This is a genomic window from Arthrobacter sp. B0316-5-4 (assembly GCF_059090325.1).
On the sequence record NZ_JBNHFN010000006.1, the window covers coordinates 214,687 to 229,715 of the forward strand.

Sequence of the window (15,029 nt, forward strand, 5' to 3'; positions counted from 1 at the left end):
GCTACTTCTTCGCTTCGTCTTCATCGATGATCTCGGCGTCGACGATGTCCTCGTCAGCCGCAGCCTGCTCGCCGGCAGGTGCACCTTCTGCACCGGCGCCCGGAGCATCAGCTGCGGAGGCCTGCGAGTAGATGGCTTCGCCCAGCTTGGTCTGGGAAGCCTGCAGCTTCTCAAACGCAGTCTTGACCGCGGCGTCGTCGGTGCCTTCCAGCGCAGACTTGAGGGCGTCGACGTCGGCCTTGACCTCGGTCTTGACCTCTTCAGGCAGCTTGTCGTCGTTGTCGGCGATCAGCTTGTCAACGGAGTAAGCCAGCTGCTCTGCGGAGTTACGGGTGTCCGTAGCTTCGCGGCGGGCCTTGTCCTCTGCGGCGTGCTCTTCGGCTTCACGGACCATGCGGTCGATGTCGTCCTTGGAGAGTGCCGTACCACCGGTGATGGTCATGGACTGTTCCTTGCCGGTGCCCTTGTCCTTGGCGGACACGTGGACGATGCCGTTGGCGTCGATGTCGAAGGTGACCTCGACCTGCGGTACGCCACGCGGTGCCGGAGCGATGCCGGTCAGTTCAAACGTGCCCAGCGGCTTGTTGTCGCGGGTGAATTCACGCTCGCCCTGGAAGACCTGGATGGCCACGGACGGCTGGTTGTCGTCAGCGGTGGTGAAGGTCTCGGAACGCTTGGTGGGGATAGCGGTGTTGCGCTCGATGAGGTGCGTCATGACACCACCCTTGGTTTCGATACCGAGGGACAGCGGGGTGACGTCGATGAGGAGGACGTCCTTGCGCTCGCCCTTCAGGACACCGGCCTGCAGTGCGGCGCCTACAGCCACAACTTCGTCCGGGTTGACGCCCTTGTTGGGCTCCTTGCCGCCAGCAAGTTCCTTCACGAGCTCGGAGACAGCAGGCATACGGGTGGAGCCACCGACGAGGACGATGTGGTCGATGTCGGAAACCTTGATGCCGGCTTCAGCGATGACGTCGTTGAACGGCTTCTTGGTGCGGTCCAGCAGGTCCTTGGTGAGGTCCTGGAACTTCGCACGGGTCAGCTGCTCGTCCAGGTGGACCGGGCCGTCGGGGGTGACGGACAGGTACTGGAGGGAGATGTTGGTGCTGGTGGAGGAGGACAGTTCCTTCTTGGCCTGCTCTGCAGCTTCACGGAGGCGCTGGAGGGCGATCTTGTCCTTGGAAAGGTCGATGCCCTTGACCTTGAGCTGGCTCAGGAGCCACTCGACGACGCGGTTGTCCCAGTCGTCGCCACCGAGGCGGTTGTCACCGGCGGTTGCGCGAACCTGGATGGTGGAGAAGTTGTCTTCGTCCTTGCCAACCTCGAGGAGGGAGACGTCGAAGGTTCCGCCACCGAGGTCGAAGACCAGGATGAGTTCGTCTTCCTTGCCCTTGTCCAAGCCGTACGCCAGTGCGGCCGCGGTGGGCTCGTTGACAATGCGGAGGACGTTGAGGCCTGCGATTTCGCCGGCTTCCTTGGTGGACTGGCGCTCGGCGTCGTTGAAGTAGGCCGGAACGGTGATGACAGCGTCGGTGACCTTTTCGCCCAAGTAGCTCTCGGCGTCGTTCTTGAGCTTCATGAGGATACGCGCGGAGATTTCCTGTGGCGTGTACTTCTTGTCATCGATGGCGACGTTCCAGTCGGTGCCCATGTGGCGCTTGACGGAAGCGATGGTGCGGTCGATGTTGTTGACGGCCTGGCGCTTGGCGATTTCGCCGACCAGGACTTCACCGGACTTGGAGAATGCAACGACCGACGGCGTGGTGCGGCCGCCTTCTGCGTTGGCGATAACGGTGGGCTCGCCACCTTCGAGAACAGAAACCACGGAGTTGGTTGTTCCGAGGTCGATACCTACTGCACGTGACATATCTTGTTTCCTTTCAATGGCCGATGTTGGAGATTGCGTCCGGCATCGGTCCGCTGGGCGGTTGACGAGCCGGGAGCCTGCTCAACAATCGGCTAGTTGAGCGTTCTGCACTCAACTGTACTCAGCCTCAGTTAGATGTCAATCCAAAGTTGAGTCGAGTACACTCAACTTTACTTTCAGGCAGAGGAAATTCCCCGGAATCCCGCGCCAGAAGGGCTGGTTTCGCCCTCGGTGAACTGGCAAACTGGCGCGATGGAGTTCTCGGGATACGTGCCGCCGGACGAGTTCTGGGCCATGAACGACCGCTGGATCAAGAGGTGCGGACCGGCGCCGCGGCCCTCCCACTGTTCCGGATCATCGGCTGGGAAGGCCCCGCAGCCCTTGATCCCGAGGCCCTGGAAATCGCCGTGGACGGGATTCCGACAAACTTCTCAGTCTGGCGCGGATACGCCTCCTGGCTCGCTGCCGGGACAGTGGCAGGCTATGGCATCGTCATCGACGCCCAACGCAGACCGCCGGAACCGGAAGCCGTCAGCCTGACGCGGGTGCCCGACGTCGAGCCCTTGCTTCAAGCCCGGCGCGCGGCAATCAAGGCGCTACGCGGCGAAAATTAGGAACAACTGCGCCTTCGCCAGTGGCAGGCGGCTCGGGCTTGTACACCCACGCCACCAGCACCACCGAGATGATCATCAGCAGGAACCACGCCAGGAGCTTGTCGATCGAGACCGCCTGCCACCCATTCAGTTGGTTCGGATACAGCCACGCCCGCGACCACGTGCCGATGTTCTCCGCGAACCAGATGAACAGCGCCACCAGCAGGAAGGACACCAGGATCGGCATGCGGAAGCGACGCCGGAACACCCGGTAGTGCATCACGCACCGTCCGTAGACGAGAACGACGGCGGCCAGCAGCACCCAGCGCAAGTCAACTATGAAGTGGTGCGAGAAGAAGTTCACGTAGATCGCCCCTGCCACAAGAGCCGTGATCCACCGGCGGGGATACCTGTCAAAGCGGAGATCGAATAGCCGGAAAACGCGCACCATGTAGGAACCCACGGCCGCGTACATGAAGCCGCTGAACAACGGGACTGCACCGATCCGGAGGAAGCCCTCTGCCTCGTAAGCCCAGGAGCCAACGTCGGTTTTGAACAATTCCATGATCGTCCCCACCACATGGAACAGCAGGATTACCCGCAACTCACGCAACGTCTCCAGCCTGAATGAGATCATCAGGACCTGGATGAGGACGGCGGCAAGGGTGAGGAAGTCGTTCCGGGCGAGCGCCGCGTTGTCGGGGTACCAAAGGCGGACGGCGATGATCACCCCGAGTAGCGCTGCACCGAAGACGCACGCCCAGGCCTGCTTCAGCCCGAACACTACAAACTCGGTGAGCCCGGACTGCAGGCGACTGCCCCGCCTGCCGTCCAGATACCGGTGGGCGAGGTTGTCGATGGACTGTTCAACCGGGGTGGAGTTACGCATTGCCGCCCTTCGGATCGGCGGCGAGTTGGCCAAGGTAGTAGTCGCGCGGCCAATGCCGGATCCGCTGGGGCAGCCGCGGGTAGAAACGGCCAACCATCCGCATGGTCCGTTCGAAACGCCGCGCCCGGGCCGGCCCCCAGTCGAATCCGAAGCCGGCCCGTAAATGATCGGGCAGCAGGCCGGCTGTGAGGAACCGGGCCAGGGGCATCGCCAGGCGCAGGAGCTGTGGACCTCCAGCGGGATAGAGGAGGTCCTGGGCGACTTTGATTGCCTTGTCGTCCGGTTGAAGTCCCCGCACGTGGGAGTCCCAGTATTTGGCGAAGGCCTCCCGATCGGCCGGCCACTTATCCGCCGGGAGCTGCAGGGCTGTCCCGATCCGAGCGTACTCGCGGTAGATACGGTCGGCATCGCCGCCGTCGAGCGGTCCATGAACCTGCTCATAAACGGTGACTGCGGTGTCGTAAAGGGTGGCGACCACCCAGAGTTGGGACTCTGCGTCGAAAGCGCTGTACCCGCCGGAGGTGGCGTCGGGTCCGCGTCGGACCGGGGCGTGGGCACGATTGACGGCGCGGCGGACGGCCTTCAGCTGGTCTTCCGAGCCGTACACCACCGCGTACACGTAGGTCATGGTGGCGCGGAGCCGGTCCATGGGGCGCTCGGCGAAATTGCTGTGCTCTGCCACGCCGTGGCCCACCTTGGGGTCGGCGATCTGCAGGAGGATTGCGCGGCCCGCCCCGGCGAGGAGGACGCCCTCCGCACCAATGTCAGCCAGTCCACGAACCATCTGAATACTTTACCGTTCGCGGCTCAGAGCCCCACGACGCCCTGGAGAACGCTCAGTTGGTGCTCGAAAAGCTCATCGCGGGCAGCAAAGGTATCGGCGCCATACTGCCCGAAAACCTCGAAACTAACGGCACCGAACACCGACGTCCAGGCCAGCACACCCCGCGCCAAGGACGGGTCGGGCGCTGCGAGGTTCATCTCTTCGCGGATGGCCGCCAGGTCTTTGGCCAGGGCCGGAGGAACCACGACGGCGGGACTCACGTCTGCGCGCATGGCTCCGGCGCGGAATGCGGCGTCAAAGATGCCCACGAGACGGACGATGACGCGTGTTCCGGGGACGGTGGTGCGCTCGCCCGGTGCCTGGTAGCCGGGGACGGGACTACCGAACAGCAGTGCGTAGCTTGCCGGTTCGCGGAGCGCCCACGACCGGACGGCGTTGCCGAGGGCCCGGAACTGTCCGGCGAAATCGCTGCCGGGCACGGCCGCCACGGCTGCGTCCACGTGGTCGCCCAGCTCGTTGTACGCGTCGATGAGCAGGAGCGTGAGGAGCTCGTCACGGTTCTCAACGTAGCGATACACGGCTGAGGACACGACGCCGAGATCCCTGGCCACCGCGCGAAGGGACAGGGCTGCCGCGCCATGGAGAGCCAGGTGCTCACGGCCGAGCCGGATGATGTCCGCGATGGTTTGGGCGCGGGCCCGCTCCCTGGGAGTGGGGGGTTTGGCCTTGGTTGCAGCTGGAGTCATGCCCATAGCTTGCCACAACTGAGAGCGGTGTCAACAAACAAGTGCAGTGCTCTTGACATTGTTTGCAAGGACAGTCATTCTGGATTCAGAGAGCACTGCTCTTGCTTTTCATTTCACCACCTACACAAAGAAAGAGGACCATCATGTACGTCGTCACAGGAGCAGGACCCGTGGGCTACACCATCGCCGAACAACTCGCAGGACTGGGGCACCCGGTACGCGTACTGACGCGCTCCGGCAGCGGCCCGGACCACCCACTGGTGGAGAAGATGCGCGTCGATGCATCCGATCCTGAACAGCTCAAGGAAGCCGTCGCGGGATCAGCGGCGATCTTCCACTGCATCCACGGATCCGCGTACAGGGCTGCGGCCTGGGCCGCGGAACTCCCCCGGGCCGAGCAAGTGGTGATGGACGCAGCCGCAGCCGCGGGCGCCGTCGTCGTATTTCCCGAAAGCCTGTACTCGTACAGCGAGCCCGGCAAGATCATGACCGAATCGAGCCCCCGCGAAGCTGCGGGCGGAAAGCGTGGCATCCGGACGGCGCTGTTGAAGGCGCGGCGCGCGCATGCGGCCAACACCGTGAGCGTAGTGGCCGGCGACTTCTTTGGACCGCGCGTGAAGATGGCCCATGCCGGCGAGCGCATGGTCACGCCAATCCTGGCGGGCAAACGGCTGCAGTTCATTGGCAGCGCCAGCCAGCCGCATTCCTTCACCTATGTACCGGATCTTGCTGCGGCCATGATCGCCGCCTCAGGGAAGCCCGAACTCTGGAACAGCGTGCTGCATGCACCCACCGGCGCGGCCGTGACCCAGCGGGAAATCGCGGTAGCGCATGCCCACGCCGCTGGTCTGACGGCACCAAAGGTGAGCGCTGTTCCCGGCTGGGTGCTGCGGGCCGCCGGACTGGTCTCGACCGATATGCGCGAATTGGCTGAGTTGCTGTACCAGTTTGAGCGCCCGTTCGTGATGGATTCCTCCGAGAGTCAACGAGCCCTGGGCCTCCAGCCGACTCCCCTGCCAAAGGCTGCTGCCGCGACCATGGCGTGGTGGCGCGGGGCGGACCAGCTCAGTTCTTAACGAGTTCTTAAAACCGGCAGCGGAGAATCCAAGAAACGAGTCGTCCTGTCGAGGGGTTCCATGTTTCCGCATTCCACGCCGCATCCGTTGCGCTTCAAGCCCCTGCCCGTACCCAAGCACTGGCTGATCATCGGGCTAGTACTTGCGGCCGCCGTAGTCGTGGCAGGGTGGGCTGTTCAGGTGGTGCCTGGCCTGACCTTGGCTGAACTGGCGGTGGACGATGACTTCAGCCGCCATCACACACCCGAGCTGACCGGGCTGGCCCTGGTGTTGAACGTCCTTTTCGGTCCAGTCGCCGGCGCGCTGATCGTGATCGCTGTCAGTTTGTATCTGGCACTGATCCGACGCTCTCCGCAGAATGCAGCGCTCTTTTCCGTAACGGTGGCGTCTGGATGGCTGACGTGCCAATTGTTCAAGGTGGTTACCGGCCGGATCAGGCCCGATCCTGCCTTGCTGTTCGACCCCCTGGTGCCGGAGCCCGTGTCCAACAGCTTCCCCAGCGGCCACACGTCCTTGGCCGTCGCACTCACGCTGGCGGCGTTCCTTCTGGTTCGTGAAACACGGTGGGCCAAACCCGTCCTCTGGGCAGGGACGGTCATGGCCGTGGTGGTCGCTTGGTCCCGGGTGTACATCGGCGCCCACTACCCGTTGGACGTTGTTGCCTCGTTCCCGGCAACGATCGCGGCGGTCCTGATCATGGCCGGAACCTGGAACCGCTATGCACCAGCTGTCATGGCCACGATTCATTCCCGGGCTACGTCCCTACGCTCTCCCAAATGAAAGAGTCTTTATGGAAGCCTTTGCCTTGGTGCCTGCACTGAACCCGACCGAGCTCCTCCCCATCCTGGACCCGGCCAGCCTTCTGCAGGGCTTGGGACCCGCGACCCTTGGGGTGGTGGCCCTGATGATCTTCATTGAATCAGGTGTTCTGTTCCCCTTCCTGCCCGGTGACTCCTTGCTCTTCACTGCCGGGCTCCTTCACCAGCAACTGAACCTGACACTTCCTATGCTGATAACAGTGGTGACTGTGGCAGCCATCGCGGGTGATCAGGTGGGCTATCTGCTGGGGCGCCGCTTCGGACGCCGATGGTTCTCCGACGACGCCCGGGTCCTGAAAACGTCCCATCTGGCAAAGGCTGAAGACTTCTTCCAACGCCGGGGCGGGCCCGCGCTGATCCTTGCCCGTTTCGTGCCGGTGGTTCGCACCTTCGCTCCCCTCAGTGCAGGCATCGCCCGGTATCACTACAAGTCCTTTGCCCTCTGGAACATCACTGGTGCGATCCTTTGGGCGAGCTCCGTTACGCTCCTTGGCTCCTGGTTGGGCCATTTCGAGATCATCGCAAAGAACATCGACGTCATAGCCGTGGTGATGGTGTTGGTGTCTGTGCTGCCGTGGGGCATCGAATACCTCAAACGCAGGCGTGCCCGCGCAGCGGAGTCCTCCTCCGCGCAAGAATAGATCCGTGACCACTGACTCCAAGCTGTCCGTCCTGCTGGTGGAAGACGATCCTGCCCTGGGGCCCCTGATCGCGGAGCTCCTCGAGCCCGACTATCAGGTGCACATCGCCGTCGACGGCCATGAAGGCTTGAGCCAGGCACTGGTGGGAAGCTGGGATGCGATGGTGATTGACCGGGGGCTTCCGGGCCTGGATGGCATCTCGTTGATTGCCGCGCTACGTTCCAAGGGGATCGCCACCCCCATCATTATCCTCACCGCCATTGGTTCTGTGGACGAGAAGGTTCGGGGGCTCGACGCCGGCGCGAACGACTACATGACCAAGCCCTTCGACGCCATGGAATTGGGAGCGCGGCTGAGGGCCTTGACCCGCAGCTACCACCAGGCACCCCGGATCACCGTCATCGGCGACTGGGAACTGGACTCCACCACCAGATCCATGCGCTCCATTCACGGGTTCCTTGCCTCGTTGACGGCGACCGAATCGGAGTTGCTGTCAGTCCTGGCCGCCGAACCGGACCGGGTGTTCACCAGGGAGGAGCTGATTGTCGCCACCGATAGCCAAGGTGACTTGCCCGGAGTCATTGACACCCATGTTCACCACCTTCGCCGAAAAGTCGCCAGATCGGTCATCCGGACTGTCCACGGGGTGGGTTACCAGATAGGCGAAGCCCATGACTGATCAGTCCATGGCCCCGGCCCAGGATCAGGCAATCCTTCGCAAGGCCTCCCTGAAGATCGCGGTACGAATCAGCGCAGTCTGCGCCCTGCTGGTCCTATGCCTCCTGACCGCGGCCACCATGTACCTGCTGAGCCAGGCCGGCAACCCGGAACCAGCCGAACCTGGGGCCGTATATGCCTATCTCGACACCAAAGACCTGATCAAAGCCATGGTCATCGCCGGGGCAGCAGGCATCCTGCTGGCGGGCGGTGTTGGCTGGCTCAGCGCCCGCAGTGCCATCCGCCCCCTCGGCGAAGCCCTGATCCTGCAACGACGCTTCATCCAGGACGCCAGCCATGAAATGCGCACGCCCTTGGCCATCCTTGATGCCCGGATCCAAGTGGCACAACGCAGCACCGCTCCGGAATCGCCTGCCGGCCGGCAACTGTCACGGATCCGGGATGACACAGCCGCCCTCACCGGAATCGTCAACGAACTCCTCGAATCCGCTACCGGCACCCACCAGGAACCTGCCGCCACCGCAACGAATATCCCCGACGTCACCCAGGAGGTGGTGGACAGCCTCCAGCAATTGGCCGCGGACCGGGGCATCACCCTGCATTGTTCGAGCACTGGGCACCCCCGGGCCATGATCACCCCGCAGCGGCTTCACCGCGCCATCCTCGGTTTGGCCGAGAACGCACTCGTCCACACACCCACGGGCGGCCACATCACGGTTGCCAGCACCGTGGCCGCTAACCAGGCAGTCATCACCGTCACCGATACCGGCCACGGTATTACAGGTATTGACCAGGACCGGATCTTCGACCGTTTCGCCCGGACAACCGACCCCCGTGCCGGCCAACAGCAGCGTAGCTTCGGCATCGGATTATCGCTGGTCCGCGATATAGCCGTCGCCGCGGGCGGCTCCGCGGACGTCGCATACACCGGCCCGGAAGGCACCTGCATGCGGATTACGCTGCCCCTGGCAACGAACTGACTCTCGCGGGCGCCCGCGGTAAGAAGCAGAAAACAGAAGCGTTCGACGGCACCCGCCGTCGAACGCTTCTGTTGGAAGATGAGCAGCTACGACTGGCTGATATCAATGCCCGTAACGGGGTCGCCGGCGCGGTCGTAGGCGAGCAGGATGGCGCCATTGGGGAATGCCTGGGGTGGCTGGGCCAACCGGAAGGCTGCCGGCACGCCTGCGCCGTCCGGGAACAATCGCTTACCCGTTCCGAACGTCAGTGGATACAGGTACAGGTTGAGCCGGTCCACAAGGTCGGCTTCGAGGAGCGAGCGTGCCAGGACGCCGCTGCCTATGACGTGGACGTCATTGAACCGCTCCTTCACCGCAGCCACCTCCTTCACATCCGTCAGGGCCGTCGTTCCTTCCCACCCGGGGTCGGTCAAGGTCCGCGATACGACGAACTTGGGCAGGGCGTTCAAGGTGTCGCCAATGTGGTCGCTTTGGTTTGGCCAGTAGCCCGCGAAGATGTCGTAGGTCCTGCGTCCCAGGAGGAGCGCGTCCATGCGGTCAATCCCGGCGACGATCGCAGCGCCGGCTTCTTCGTCTGAATACGCAGCCTGCCAGCCGCCGAACGTGAAGCCGTCGGAAGTGTCCTCGTCGGGTCCACCCGGTGCTTGGTAGACGCCGTCGAGGGTGAGGAAAAGGTCAACAGAAAGAGTGCCCATAGTGTGTTCCTTCGGTGAAAGTCCGAGCCTGCCCTTGGATGCGGGCCATACTAGTCCCGCTGCGCGGCAAGCGGGAGGGCGTCCGGAATCAGGGTCCACAGACCGGCCACGAACCCTCGCGCACACGGAGCAATGGGACTATTCTGACGCGCATGGCCCAGGCAACCTCGCCCGCACGTGCGTGGATCGGGACGATCGTCTTCCTCTTCCTCGCCCCTGGCGTGGTCGCGGGCCTCATCCCATGGATCATCTCCGGCTGGCGTTGGCACGACTGGGGCAGCGCCGCGGGGATCGTGGCGATAACCTCCTGGGTGGTGATCGGTGCCGGGGTGGCTTTCCTCCTGCATGCCTTCGCTCTGTTCGCCCTGCACAGCGGGACGCCTGCTCCGATCGCTCCGACCCGGACGCTCGTGGTGACGGGAGCGTACCGGTTCGTTCGGAACCCGATGTACCTCGCGGTCCTTGCAATCATCCTGGGCCAGTCCTTGTTGTTCGCCAGCTGGGCGTTGGTCCTCTATGCCCTGATGGCGCTCGCCGCGGTGACCGCATTCGTGAAGGGCTACGAGGAACCAACCCTCACCAGGACATTCGGCGAGCAGTACCTGGATTACCGGCGAAATGTCCCGGGATGGTGGCCCCGGCTCACCCCGTGGCGGCCAACGGAGGTGTGATTGGCATGGAAAAGGACCTTCAAAGCGCAACCGTCCGGCAGAACGTGTCATCGACGCAGGGTCTGGGCGCGGCAGACGTTGCCGAGAGGGTCGCCGCCGGACAAACCAACGCCTTTGTCCAGGACACCAGCCGCAGCGTGTGGAGCATCGTCCGCGCCAACGTTCTCACACTGTTCAACGGCATCATCCTTGCCTGCTTCATCGTCCTCTTCGCGATCGGTCGCTGGCAGGATGCCCTGTTCGGCTTCAGTGCCATCGCGAACGCAGTTATCGGCAGTGTCCAGGAATACCGGGCCAAGCGGGCCTTGGACCGCTTGGCCCTGCTGAACGCACCACATGCACGGGTAATGCGCGAAGGTTCGGAAGCGGAAATCCCACTGGATGATGTGGTTCTGGACGACACCCTTGTCCTCAGGGCCGGGGACCAGGTGCCGGCAGATGCGGTGGTCACGGGATCACGCGGCCTGCAGGTGGACGAATCCATGCTCACGGGTGAGTCCGATGCCGTGGGGAAGACGTCCGAAGACAGGGTCCTGTCCGGCTCCGTGGTGGTGGCCGGGGAGGGAACGGCCGTGGTGGACAAGGTTGGTGCTGATTCCTTCGCGAACTCGCTCGCCGCGGAAGCCAAGAGGTTTTCGCTGGTGGCCTCGGAATTGCGCTCCTCCATCGATCGGGTCCTCAAGTGGGTGACGTGGTTCGTGGGCCCCGTGGCTTTGTTGGTCCTGAACGCACAGATGGTTGCGCAAGGAGGGTGGGCCCATGCCTCCTCGAGTGGCGCCTGGCGTGACGCGGCCACCGCCACCATCGCGTCCGTCGTCGCGATGGTTCCTTTGGGGCTGGTGCTCATGACCAGCATTACGTTCGCCGTGGGGGCCGTGAAACTGGCCCGCCAGCAGGTCCTCGTCCAGGAGTTGCCCGCCGTCGAAGGCCTGGCGCGCGTGGACATCATCTGCCTGGACAAGACGGGTACCCTCACCCAAGGCGACATCGTTTTCGACGCCGCCCACCCGCTGACAGTCCGGGCAGGGTGGGAAGCCATTCTGGCTTGGTATGGGGTGCAAAATGACGCCAATGCCACAGCCCGCAGCCTCGCCGGGCAGTTCACCATTCCACCCGCCGAACCACCAACGGACCGGGTTCCGTTCTCCTCGGCCCGCAAGTGGAGCGCCGTGGTGTTCGACCAGGGCATGTGGATCCTGGGCGGACCTGAGATGGTGTTCCCGGCCCACAACTCCACCGACCCCGCCCAGCAGCAGCTCGCGATCAAGGCCCGGGAACTGGCCGCAACCGGCCGCCGGACACTGGTCCTGGCCCACGGAACTCCAACACAGGACGAGACCGTTCCCGCTGACGCTGTTCCCGTGGTGCTGCTGACCTTCAAGGAGAACATTCGCCCCGACGCTGCCGAAACGCTCTCCTACTTCGCCGCACAGGATGTGGATGTGCGGATCATTTCAGGGGACAACCCGCACACAGTGGCCGCGATCGCGCGGGAGGTAGGTCTCCAGGCACCGCATGGTTTCGATGCCCGGGAACTGCCGGAAGGGGACCAGGAATTCCTGGAAGCCATCAACAACAACGTGGTGTTTGGCCGAGTGACGCCCGACCAGAAAAAGCGGATTGTCCTGGCCCTGAAGTCGGCCGGCCGGACGGTGGCGATGACCGGTGACGGGGTAAACGATGCCCTGGCCATCAAGGAGGCCGACATCGGCGTCGCCATGAACTCCGGCGCGGCGGCCACGAAGGCAGTGGCACGGCTGGTGCTCCTCGATGGAAAGTTCTCGCACTTGCCAAGCGTGGTGGCTGAAGGCAGGCAAGTGATCGCGAACATCGAACGGGTTTCCATGCTGTTCCTGACCAAGACCGCCTACGCCACCTTCCTGGCCATCGCGTTCGGCATCCTCCTGCTCCCGTTCCCTTTCCTCCCCCGGCAGCTCTCGGTCACCGACGGACTCACCATCGGCATCCCGGCCTTCTTCCTGGCTCTGTTGCCCAACGCCCAGCGCTACATTCCGGGTTTCCTCCGGCGGTCGCTGACCTTCGCGGTCCCAGCCGGAGTGGCCGTGACGCTGGGGCTTGCGTCCTATGCGCGCCTGGCCGCCAACATGGCCATCCCCGAAGTGGAGATCAGGACGGGGTCCACCCTCATCCTGGCCATCATCGGCATCTGGATCCTGGTGGTGCTATCACGGCCAGTGACCCGGTTCAAGGGACTGGTGATCGGCGCCATGATGGTGGGCCTGGTCCTGGTGTATTCCGTGCGCGTCGCGCGGGACTTCCTGCAGTTCACTGACCCCACGCTCCCTACTGCGCTACTCATCCTGGGAACGTCCGCGGCCTGTATCGGGCTGATCGAGATTGTCCGTTTCGTGCACCGCCGGGTGGCGTACCGGGACGCCCAGGAAGCCCTGCATCACCCCTCGAAGTAGCGGCGACCCCGCGCCGTCCACAACGGCACCAGCACCATCACCGTTGCGATGGATTGGGAAATGACCGCGGACCAGTCTCCGTCAGCGCCGATGACGAGGTCCAGCACGGCGAAGGCCACCCCGAGCAGCATGACCGCTGTAGCACCGCGACGGGCCGCTGCGCTTCCCCGTGCCACGCCGGACGCCAGCCCGATGACCAACAATCCAAAAAGGACCATCCCCGCACCGAGCAGGGTGATGGGAAAGGCGATGCCACCGGACTGGGCCTCGGGCGTGTACCGCAGGAAGATTGTGAGGATTCCCAGAAGGATCTGGGCGATGCCGCCAATGTACATCAGCACCACCGAAAACGTCACCGCGCCAGGGCGCTTGGGTCGCTCCCCCGTCATCATGGACTGAGCATAGACGAGCGCTCCTGAGGGCTGGCAGGGGTCCAGTGCGGGTTAACACGTTTTGTCACACAATTAACCGACTATTCATACCCGGCTTGAACGCGGTCAACTCGGGCTTCATAGGGTCGGCTGTATGGAAAACATCTCCCGCAGGTCCCTCATCTCCGCCGGACTCGGCGCCGGGCTCGTCGCCGGTGTGTCAGCCGCGATGCCGCAGGCCGCTGTTGCGGTTTCAACAGCGGACGACGCCGGTCTCCGCACCTACCCGTTTACGCTCGGCATCGCGTCGGGCGAACCATGGCCCGACGGGTTCGTCATCTGGACACGCCTGGCAGTGAATCCCGTGGCCGAGGATGGCCTGGGCAGCATGCCTTCCCGCAACGTCGCCGTCGCATGGGAAGTCGCAGAAGACCCCGCCATGCGCCGGGTAGTAGCCCGCGGCGTCGAGCATGCCAGGATCGAATCCGCCCATTCCGTGCACGCCGAGATTAAGGGCCTTAGGCCGGGCCGGGAGTACTTCTACCGTTTCCGTACCGGACGGCACGTGAGCGAAGTGGGCCGCACACTGACCAGCCCTGCGCCCGGAGAGACCCCGGCGGCGCTGGCCATGGCCTTCGCGAGCTGCGCCCAGTATGAGCACGGCTATTTCACCCCGTACAGGCGACTTGCCGAAGACCACCCTGACCTGGTGCTCCACCTTGGCGACTACCTCTACGAGTACAAGAAGGGCGGCTACGTGATCGGCGGCGGGAATCCCCGCGACCACGAAGGGCCCGAGACGGTCAGCCTGGCAAGCTACCGCCAGCGGCACGCCCAGTACAAGGCCGACGCCGACCTGCAGGCCGCGCACGCGATAGCCCCGTGGCTGGTGGTGTGGGATGACCACGAGGTGGACAACAACTGGGCTGACGACGTACCCGAGAACAGCGACGCCGGCCAACTCAACGACACCACCGAGCATTTCCGGCAACGCCGCGCGGCCGCGTTCCAGGCGTACTACGAGAACATGCCGCTGCGTCCGTCCTCGGTCCCGGCTGGCTTCGACATGAAGATCTACCGCACCATCCAGTGGGGCCAGCTGGCCAACTTCCATATGATGGACACCCGCCAGTACCGGGACGACCAGCTCGCCGGCGACGGTTGGCGGAAGAACGTTGCCGAACGATTGGACGAGAACAGGACCATCACCGGCGCCGAGCAGGAAAAATGGCTCCTGGACGGCTTCCGGAGCTCCACCCAGCGTTGGGACATCATTGGCCAGCAGGTGTTCTTTGCCGAGCGCGACAGGGACAAGGCACCGGACATCGACGACGTCTCCATGGACGGCTGGGACGGTTACGCTGCGTCCCGGCGCCGCATCACCCAAGGTTGGGTAGACGCCAAGGTGCGTAACGCCGTCGTACTCACCGGCGACGTCCACCGCCACTGGGCCACCGACCTCAAGGTGGACTACAAGGACCCGGCAGCAGCCGTTGTCGGTTCGGAACTGGTGTGCACCTCCATCACCTCGACGGGCGACGGGACGGGTTCCACCACGGACGCAACCATGGCCTGGAATCCGCACCTGAAGTTCTACAACGACAACCGCGGCTACGTGAACACGCGCATCACCAAGGACGCAATGACCGCGGACTTCCGGGTGCTTGACCACGTCACCACACCGGGCGCTCCCGTCAGCACCAAGAAGTCCTTCACGATCAACGACCGCGTCCCCGGCCTGAGCTGATCCCGCATCCAAGTAACAGCACCTGTCCCACTGGGCGTTCGATG

General features: G+C 63.9%; 15 protein-coding genes. 9 read left to right on the top strand and 6 right to left on the bottom strand.

The window, feature by feature from the left end; all coding sequences use genetic code 11:
* Position 1: 1 nt before the first annotated feature.
* Positions 2–1,867, bottom strand: coding sequence for a molecular chaperone DnaK (dnaK, locus tag AC5RU9_RS19290; RefSeq protein WP_211713685.1), 1,866 nt, complete (start codon positions 1,865–1,867; stop codon positions 2–4).
* 317 nt (positions 1,868–2,184) lie between these two features.
* On the opposite strand from dnaK, the gene AC5RU9_RS19295 reads away from it, so the two are divergent.
* Positions 2,185–2,481: a hypothetical protein gene (locus AC5RU9_RS19295; RefSeq protein WP_494017722.1), complete on the top strand. Its 297-nt coding sequence runs from the start codon at positions 2,185–2,187 to the stop codon at positions 2,479–2,481.
* Here AC5RU9_RS19295 and AC5RU9_RS19300 read toward each other — a convergent pair.
* From AC5RU9_RS19300 to AC5RU9_RS19310, 3 genes are read right to left on the bottom strand one after another with little or no spacing between them, the layout of a single operon-like run.
* The gene (locus AC5RU9_RS19300) at positions 2,456–3,349 is read right to left on the bottom strand and encodes a DUF817 domain-containing protein (RefSeq protein WP_494017723.1); all 894 of its coding nucleotides are present in this window, start codon (positions 3,347–3,349) and stop codon (positions 2,456–2,458) included. The two genes, AC5RU9_RS19295 and AC5RU9_RS19300, sit on opposite strands and share 26 nt — an antisense overlap.
* A complete protein-coding gene (locus AC5RU9_RS19305) occupies positions 3,342–4,133 on the bottom strand; it encodes an oxygenase MpaB family protein (protein WP_494017724.1) in 792 nt (263 codons plus the stop codon). The genes AC5RU9_RS19300 and AC5RU9_RS19305 overlap by 8 nt, the downstream gene beginning before the upstream one ends.
* Positions 4,134–4,156: 23 nt before the next feature.
* Complete coding sequence (locus AC5RU9_RS19310) at positions 4,157–4,885, bottom strand: TetR/AcrR family transcriptional regulator (RefSeq protein ID WP_494017725.1); 729 nt, start codon at positions 4,883–4,885, stop codon at positions 4,157–4,159.
* Positions 4,886–5,022: 137 nt separating this feature from the next.
* On the opposite strand from AC5RU9_RS19310, the gene AC5RU9_RS19315 reads away from it, so the two are divergent.
* The 5 genes from AC5RU9_RS19315 to AC5RU9_RS19335 are packed head-to-tail and all read left to right on the top strand — an operon-like array spanning position 5,023 to position 9,072.
* Positions 5,023–5,955, top strand: coding sequence for an NAD-dependent epimerase/dehydratase family protein (locus tag AC5RU9_RS19315; RefSeq protein WP_494017726.1), 933 nt, complete (start codon positions 5,023–5,025; stop codon positions 5,953–5,955).
* A gap of 60 nt (positions 5,956–6,015) precedes the next feature.
* A complete protein-coding gene (locus AC5RU9_RS19320; protein ID WP_494017727.1) occupies positions 6,016–6,735 on the top strand; it encodes a phosphatase PAP2 family protein in 720 nt (239 codons plus the stop codon).
* Between the two features lie 10 nt (positions 6,736–6,745).
* Complete coding sequence (locus tag AC5RU9_RS19325; protein ID WP_494017728.1) at positions 6,746–7,414, top strand: DedA family protein; 669 nt, start codon at positions 6,746–6,748, stop codon at positions 7,412–7,414.
* 4 nt (positions 7,415–7,418) lie between these two features.
* Positions 7,419–8,093 (top strand): response regulator transcription factor, encoded by a 675-nt coding sequence (locus AC5RU9_RS19330; RefSeq protein ID WP_494017729.1) that lies wholly within the window; start codon positions 7,419–7,421, stop codon positions 8,091–8,093.
* Positions 8,086–9,072, top strand: a complete 987-nt coding sequence (locus AC5RU9_RS19335) for a sensor histidine kinase (protein ID WP_494017730.1) — start codon at positions 8,086–8,088, stop codon at positions 9,070–9,072. Before AC5RU9_RS19330 ends, AC5RU9_RS19335 begins: the two co-directional genes overlap by 8 nt.
* Positions 9,073–9,158: 86 nt before the next feature.
* Here the strand turns inward: AC5RU9_RS19335 and AC5RU9_RS19340 are convergent, their stop codons facing one another.
* The gene (locus AC5RU9_RS19340) at positions 9,159–9,767 is read right to left on the bottom strand and encodes a dihydrofolate reductase family protein (RefSeq protein ID WP_494017731.1); all 609 of its coding nucleotides are present in this window, start codon (positions 9,765–9,767) and stop codon (positions 9,159–9,161) included.
* 152 nt (positions 9,768–9,919) lie between these two features.
* Here AC5RU9_RS19340 and AC5RU9_RS19345 point away from each other — a divergent pair, with 152 nt between their 5' ends.
* Together AC5RU9_RS19345 and AC5RU9_RS19350 are read left to right on the top strand one after the other, a co-directional pair.
* Positions 9,920–10,438, top strand: a complete 519-nt coding sequence (locus AC5RU9_RS19345; protein ID WP_494017732.1) for a methyltransferase family protein — start codon at positions 9,920–9,922, stop codon at positions 10,436–10,438.
* A gap of 5 nt (positions 10,439–10,443) precedes the next feature.
* The gene (locus AC5RU9_RS19350) at positions 10,444–12,867 is read left to right on the top strand and encodes an HAD-IC family P-type ATPase (RefSeq protein ID WP_494017733.1); all 2,424 of its coding nucleotides are present in this window, start codon (positions 10,444–10,446) and stop codon (positions 12,865–12,867) included.
* Here the strand turns inward: AC5RU9_RS19350 and AC5RU9_RS19355 are convergent.
* A complete protein-coding gene (locus AC5RU9_RS19355; protein ID WP_494017734.1) occupies positions 12,852–13,259 on the bottom strand; it encodes a hypothetical protein in 408 nt (135 codons plus the stop codon). The two genes, AC5RU9_RS19350 and AC5RU9_RS19355, sit on opposite strands and share 16 nt — an antisense overlap.
* 133 nt (positions 13,260–13,392) lie before the next feature.
* Between AC5RU9_RS19355 and AC5RU9_RS19360 the strand changes: the two genes are divergently transcribed.
* Positions 13,393–14,985: an alkaline phosphatase D family protein gene (locus AC5RU9_RS19360; RefSeq protein WP_494017735.1), complete on the top strand. Its 1,593-nt coding sequence runs from the start codon at positions 13,393–13,395 to the stop codon at positions 14,983–14,985.
* Positions 14,986–15,029: the final 44 nt, after the last annotated feature.

What these genes read in the sequence shown, in the direction of transcription:
- dnaK (WP_211713685.1), bottom strand. Translation starts at nt 1,867, where the DNA reads ATGTCACGTGCAGTAGGTATCGACCTCGGAACAACCAACTCCGTGGTT.
- AC5RU9_RS19300 (WP_494017723.1), bottom strand. Translation starts at nt 3,349, where the DNA reads ATGCGTAACTCCACCCCGGTTGAACAGTCCATCGACAACCTCGCCCAC.
- AC5RU9_RS19305 (WP_494017724.1), bottom strand. Translation starts at nt 4,133, where the DNA reads ATGGTTCGTGGACTGGCTGACATTGGTGCGGAGGGCGTCCTCCTCGCC.
- AC5RU9_RS19310 (WP_494017725.1), bottom strand. Translation starts at nt 4,885, where the DNA reads ATGGGCATGACTCCAGCTGCAACCAAGGCCAAACCCCCCACTCCCAGG.
- AC5RU9_RS19315 (WP_494017726.1), top strand. Translation starts at nt 5,023, where the DNA reads ATGTACGTCGTCACAGGAGCAGGACCCGTGGGCTACACCATCGCCGAA.
- AC5RU9_RS19320 (WP_494017727.1), top strand. Translation starts at nt 6,016, where the DNA reads ATGTTTCCGCATTCCACGCCGCATCCGTTGCGCTTCAAGCCCCTGCCC.
- AC5RU9_RS19325 (WP_494017728.1), top strand. Translation starts at nt 6,746, where the DNA reads ATGGAAGCCTTTGCCTTGGTGCCTGCACTGAACCCGACCGAGCTCCTC.
- AC5RU9_RS19335 (WP_494017730.1), top strand. Translation starts at nt 8,086, where the DNA reads ATGACTGATCAGTCCATGGCCCCGGCCCAGGATCAGGCAATCCTTCGC.
- AC5RU9_RS19340 (WP_494017731.1), bottom strand. Translation starts at nt 9,767, where the DNA reads ATGGGCACTCTTTCTGTTGACCTTTTCCTCACCCTCGACGGCGTCTAC.
- AC5RU9_RS19345 (WP_494017732.1), top strand. Translation starts at nt 9,920, where the DNA reads ATGGCCCAGGCAACCTCGCCCGCACGTGCGTGGATCGGGACGATCGTC.
- AC5RU9_RS19350 (WP_494017733.1), top strand. Translation starts at nt 10,444, where the DNA reads ATGGAAAAGGACCTTCAAAGCGCAACCGTCCGGCAGAACGTGTCATCG.
- AC5RU9_RS19355 (WP_494017734.1), bottom strand. Translation starts at nt 13,259, where the DNA reads ATGATGACGGGGGAGCGACCCAAGCGCCCTGGCGCGGTGACGTTTTCG.
- AC5RU9_RS19360 (WP_494017735.1), top strand. Translation starts at nt 13,393, where the DNA reads ATGGAAAACATCTCCCGCAGGTCCCTCATCTCCGCCGGACTCGGCGCC.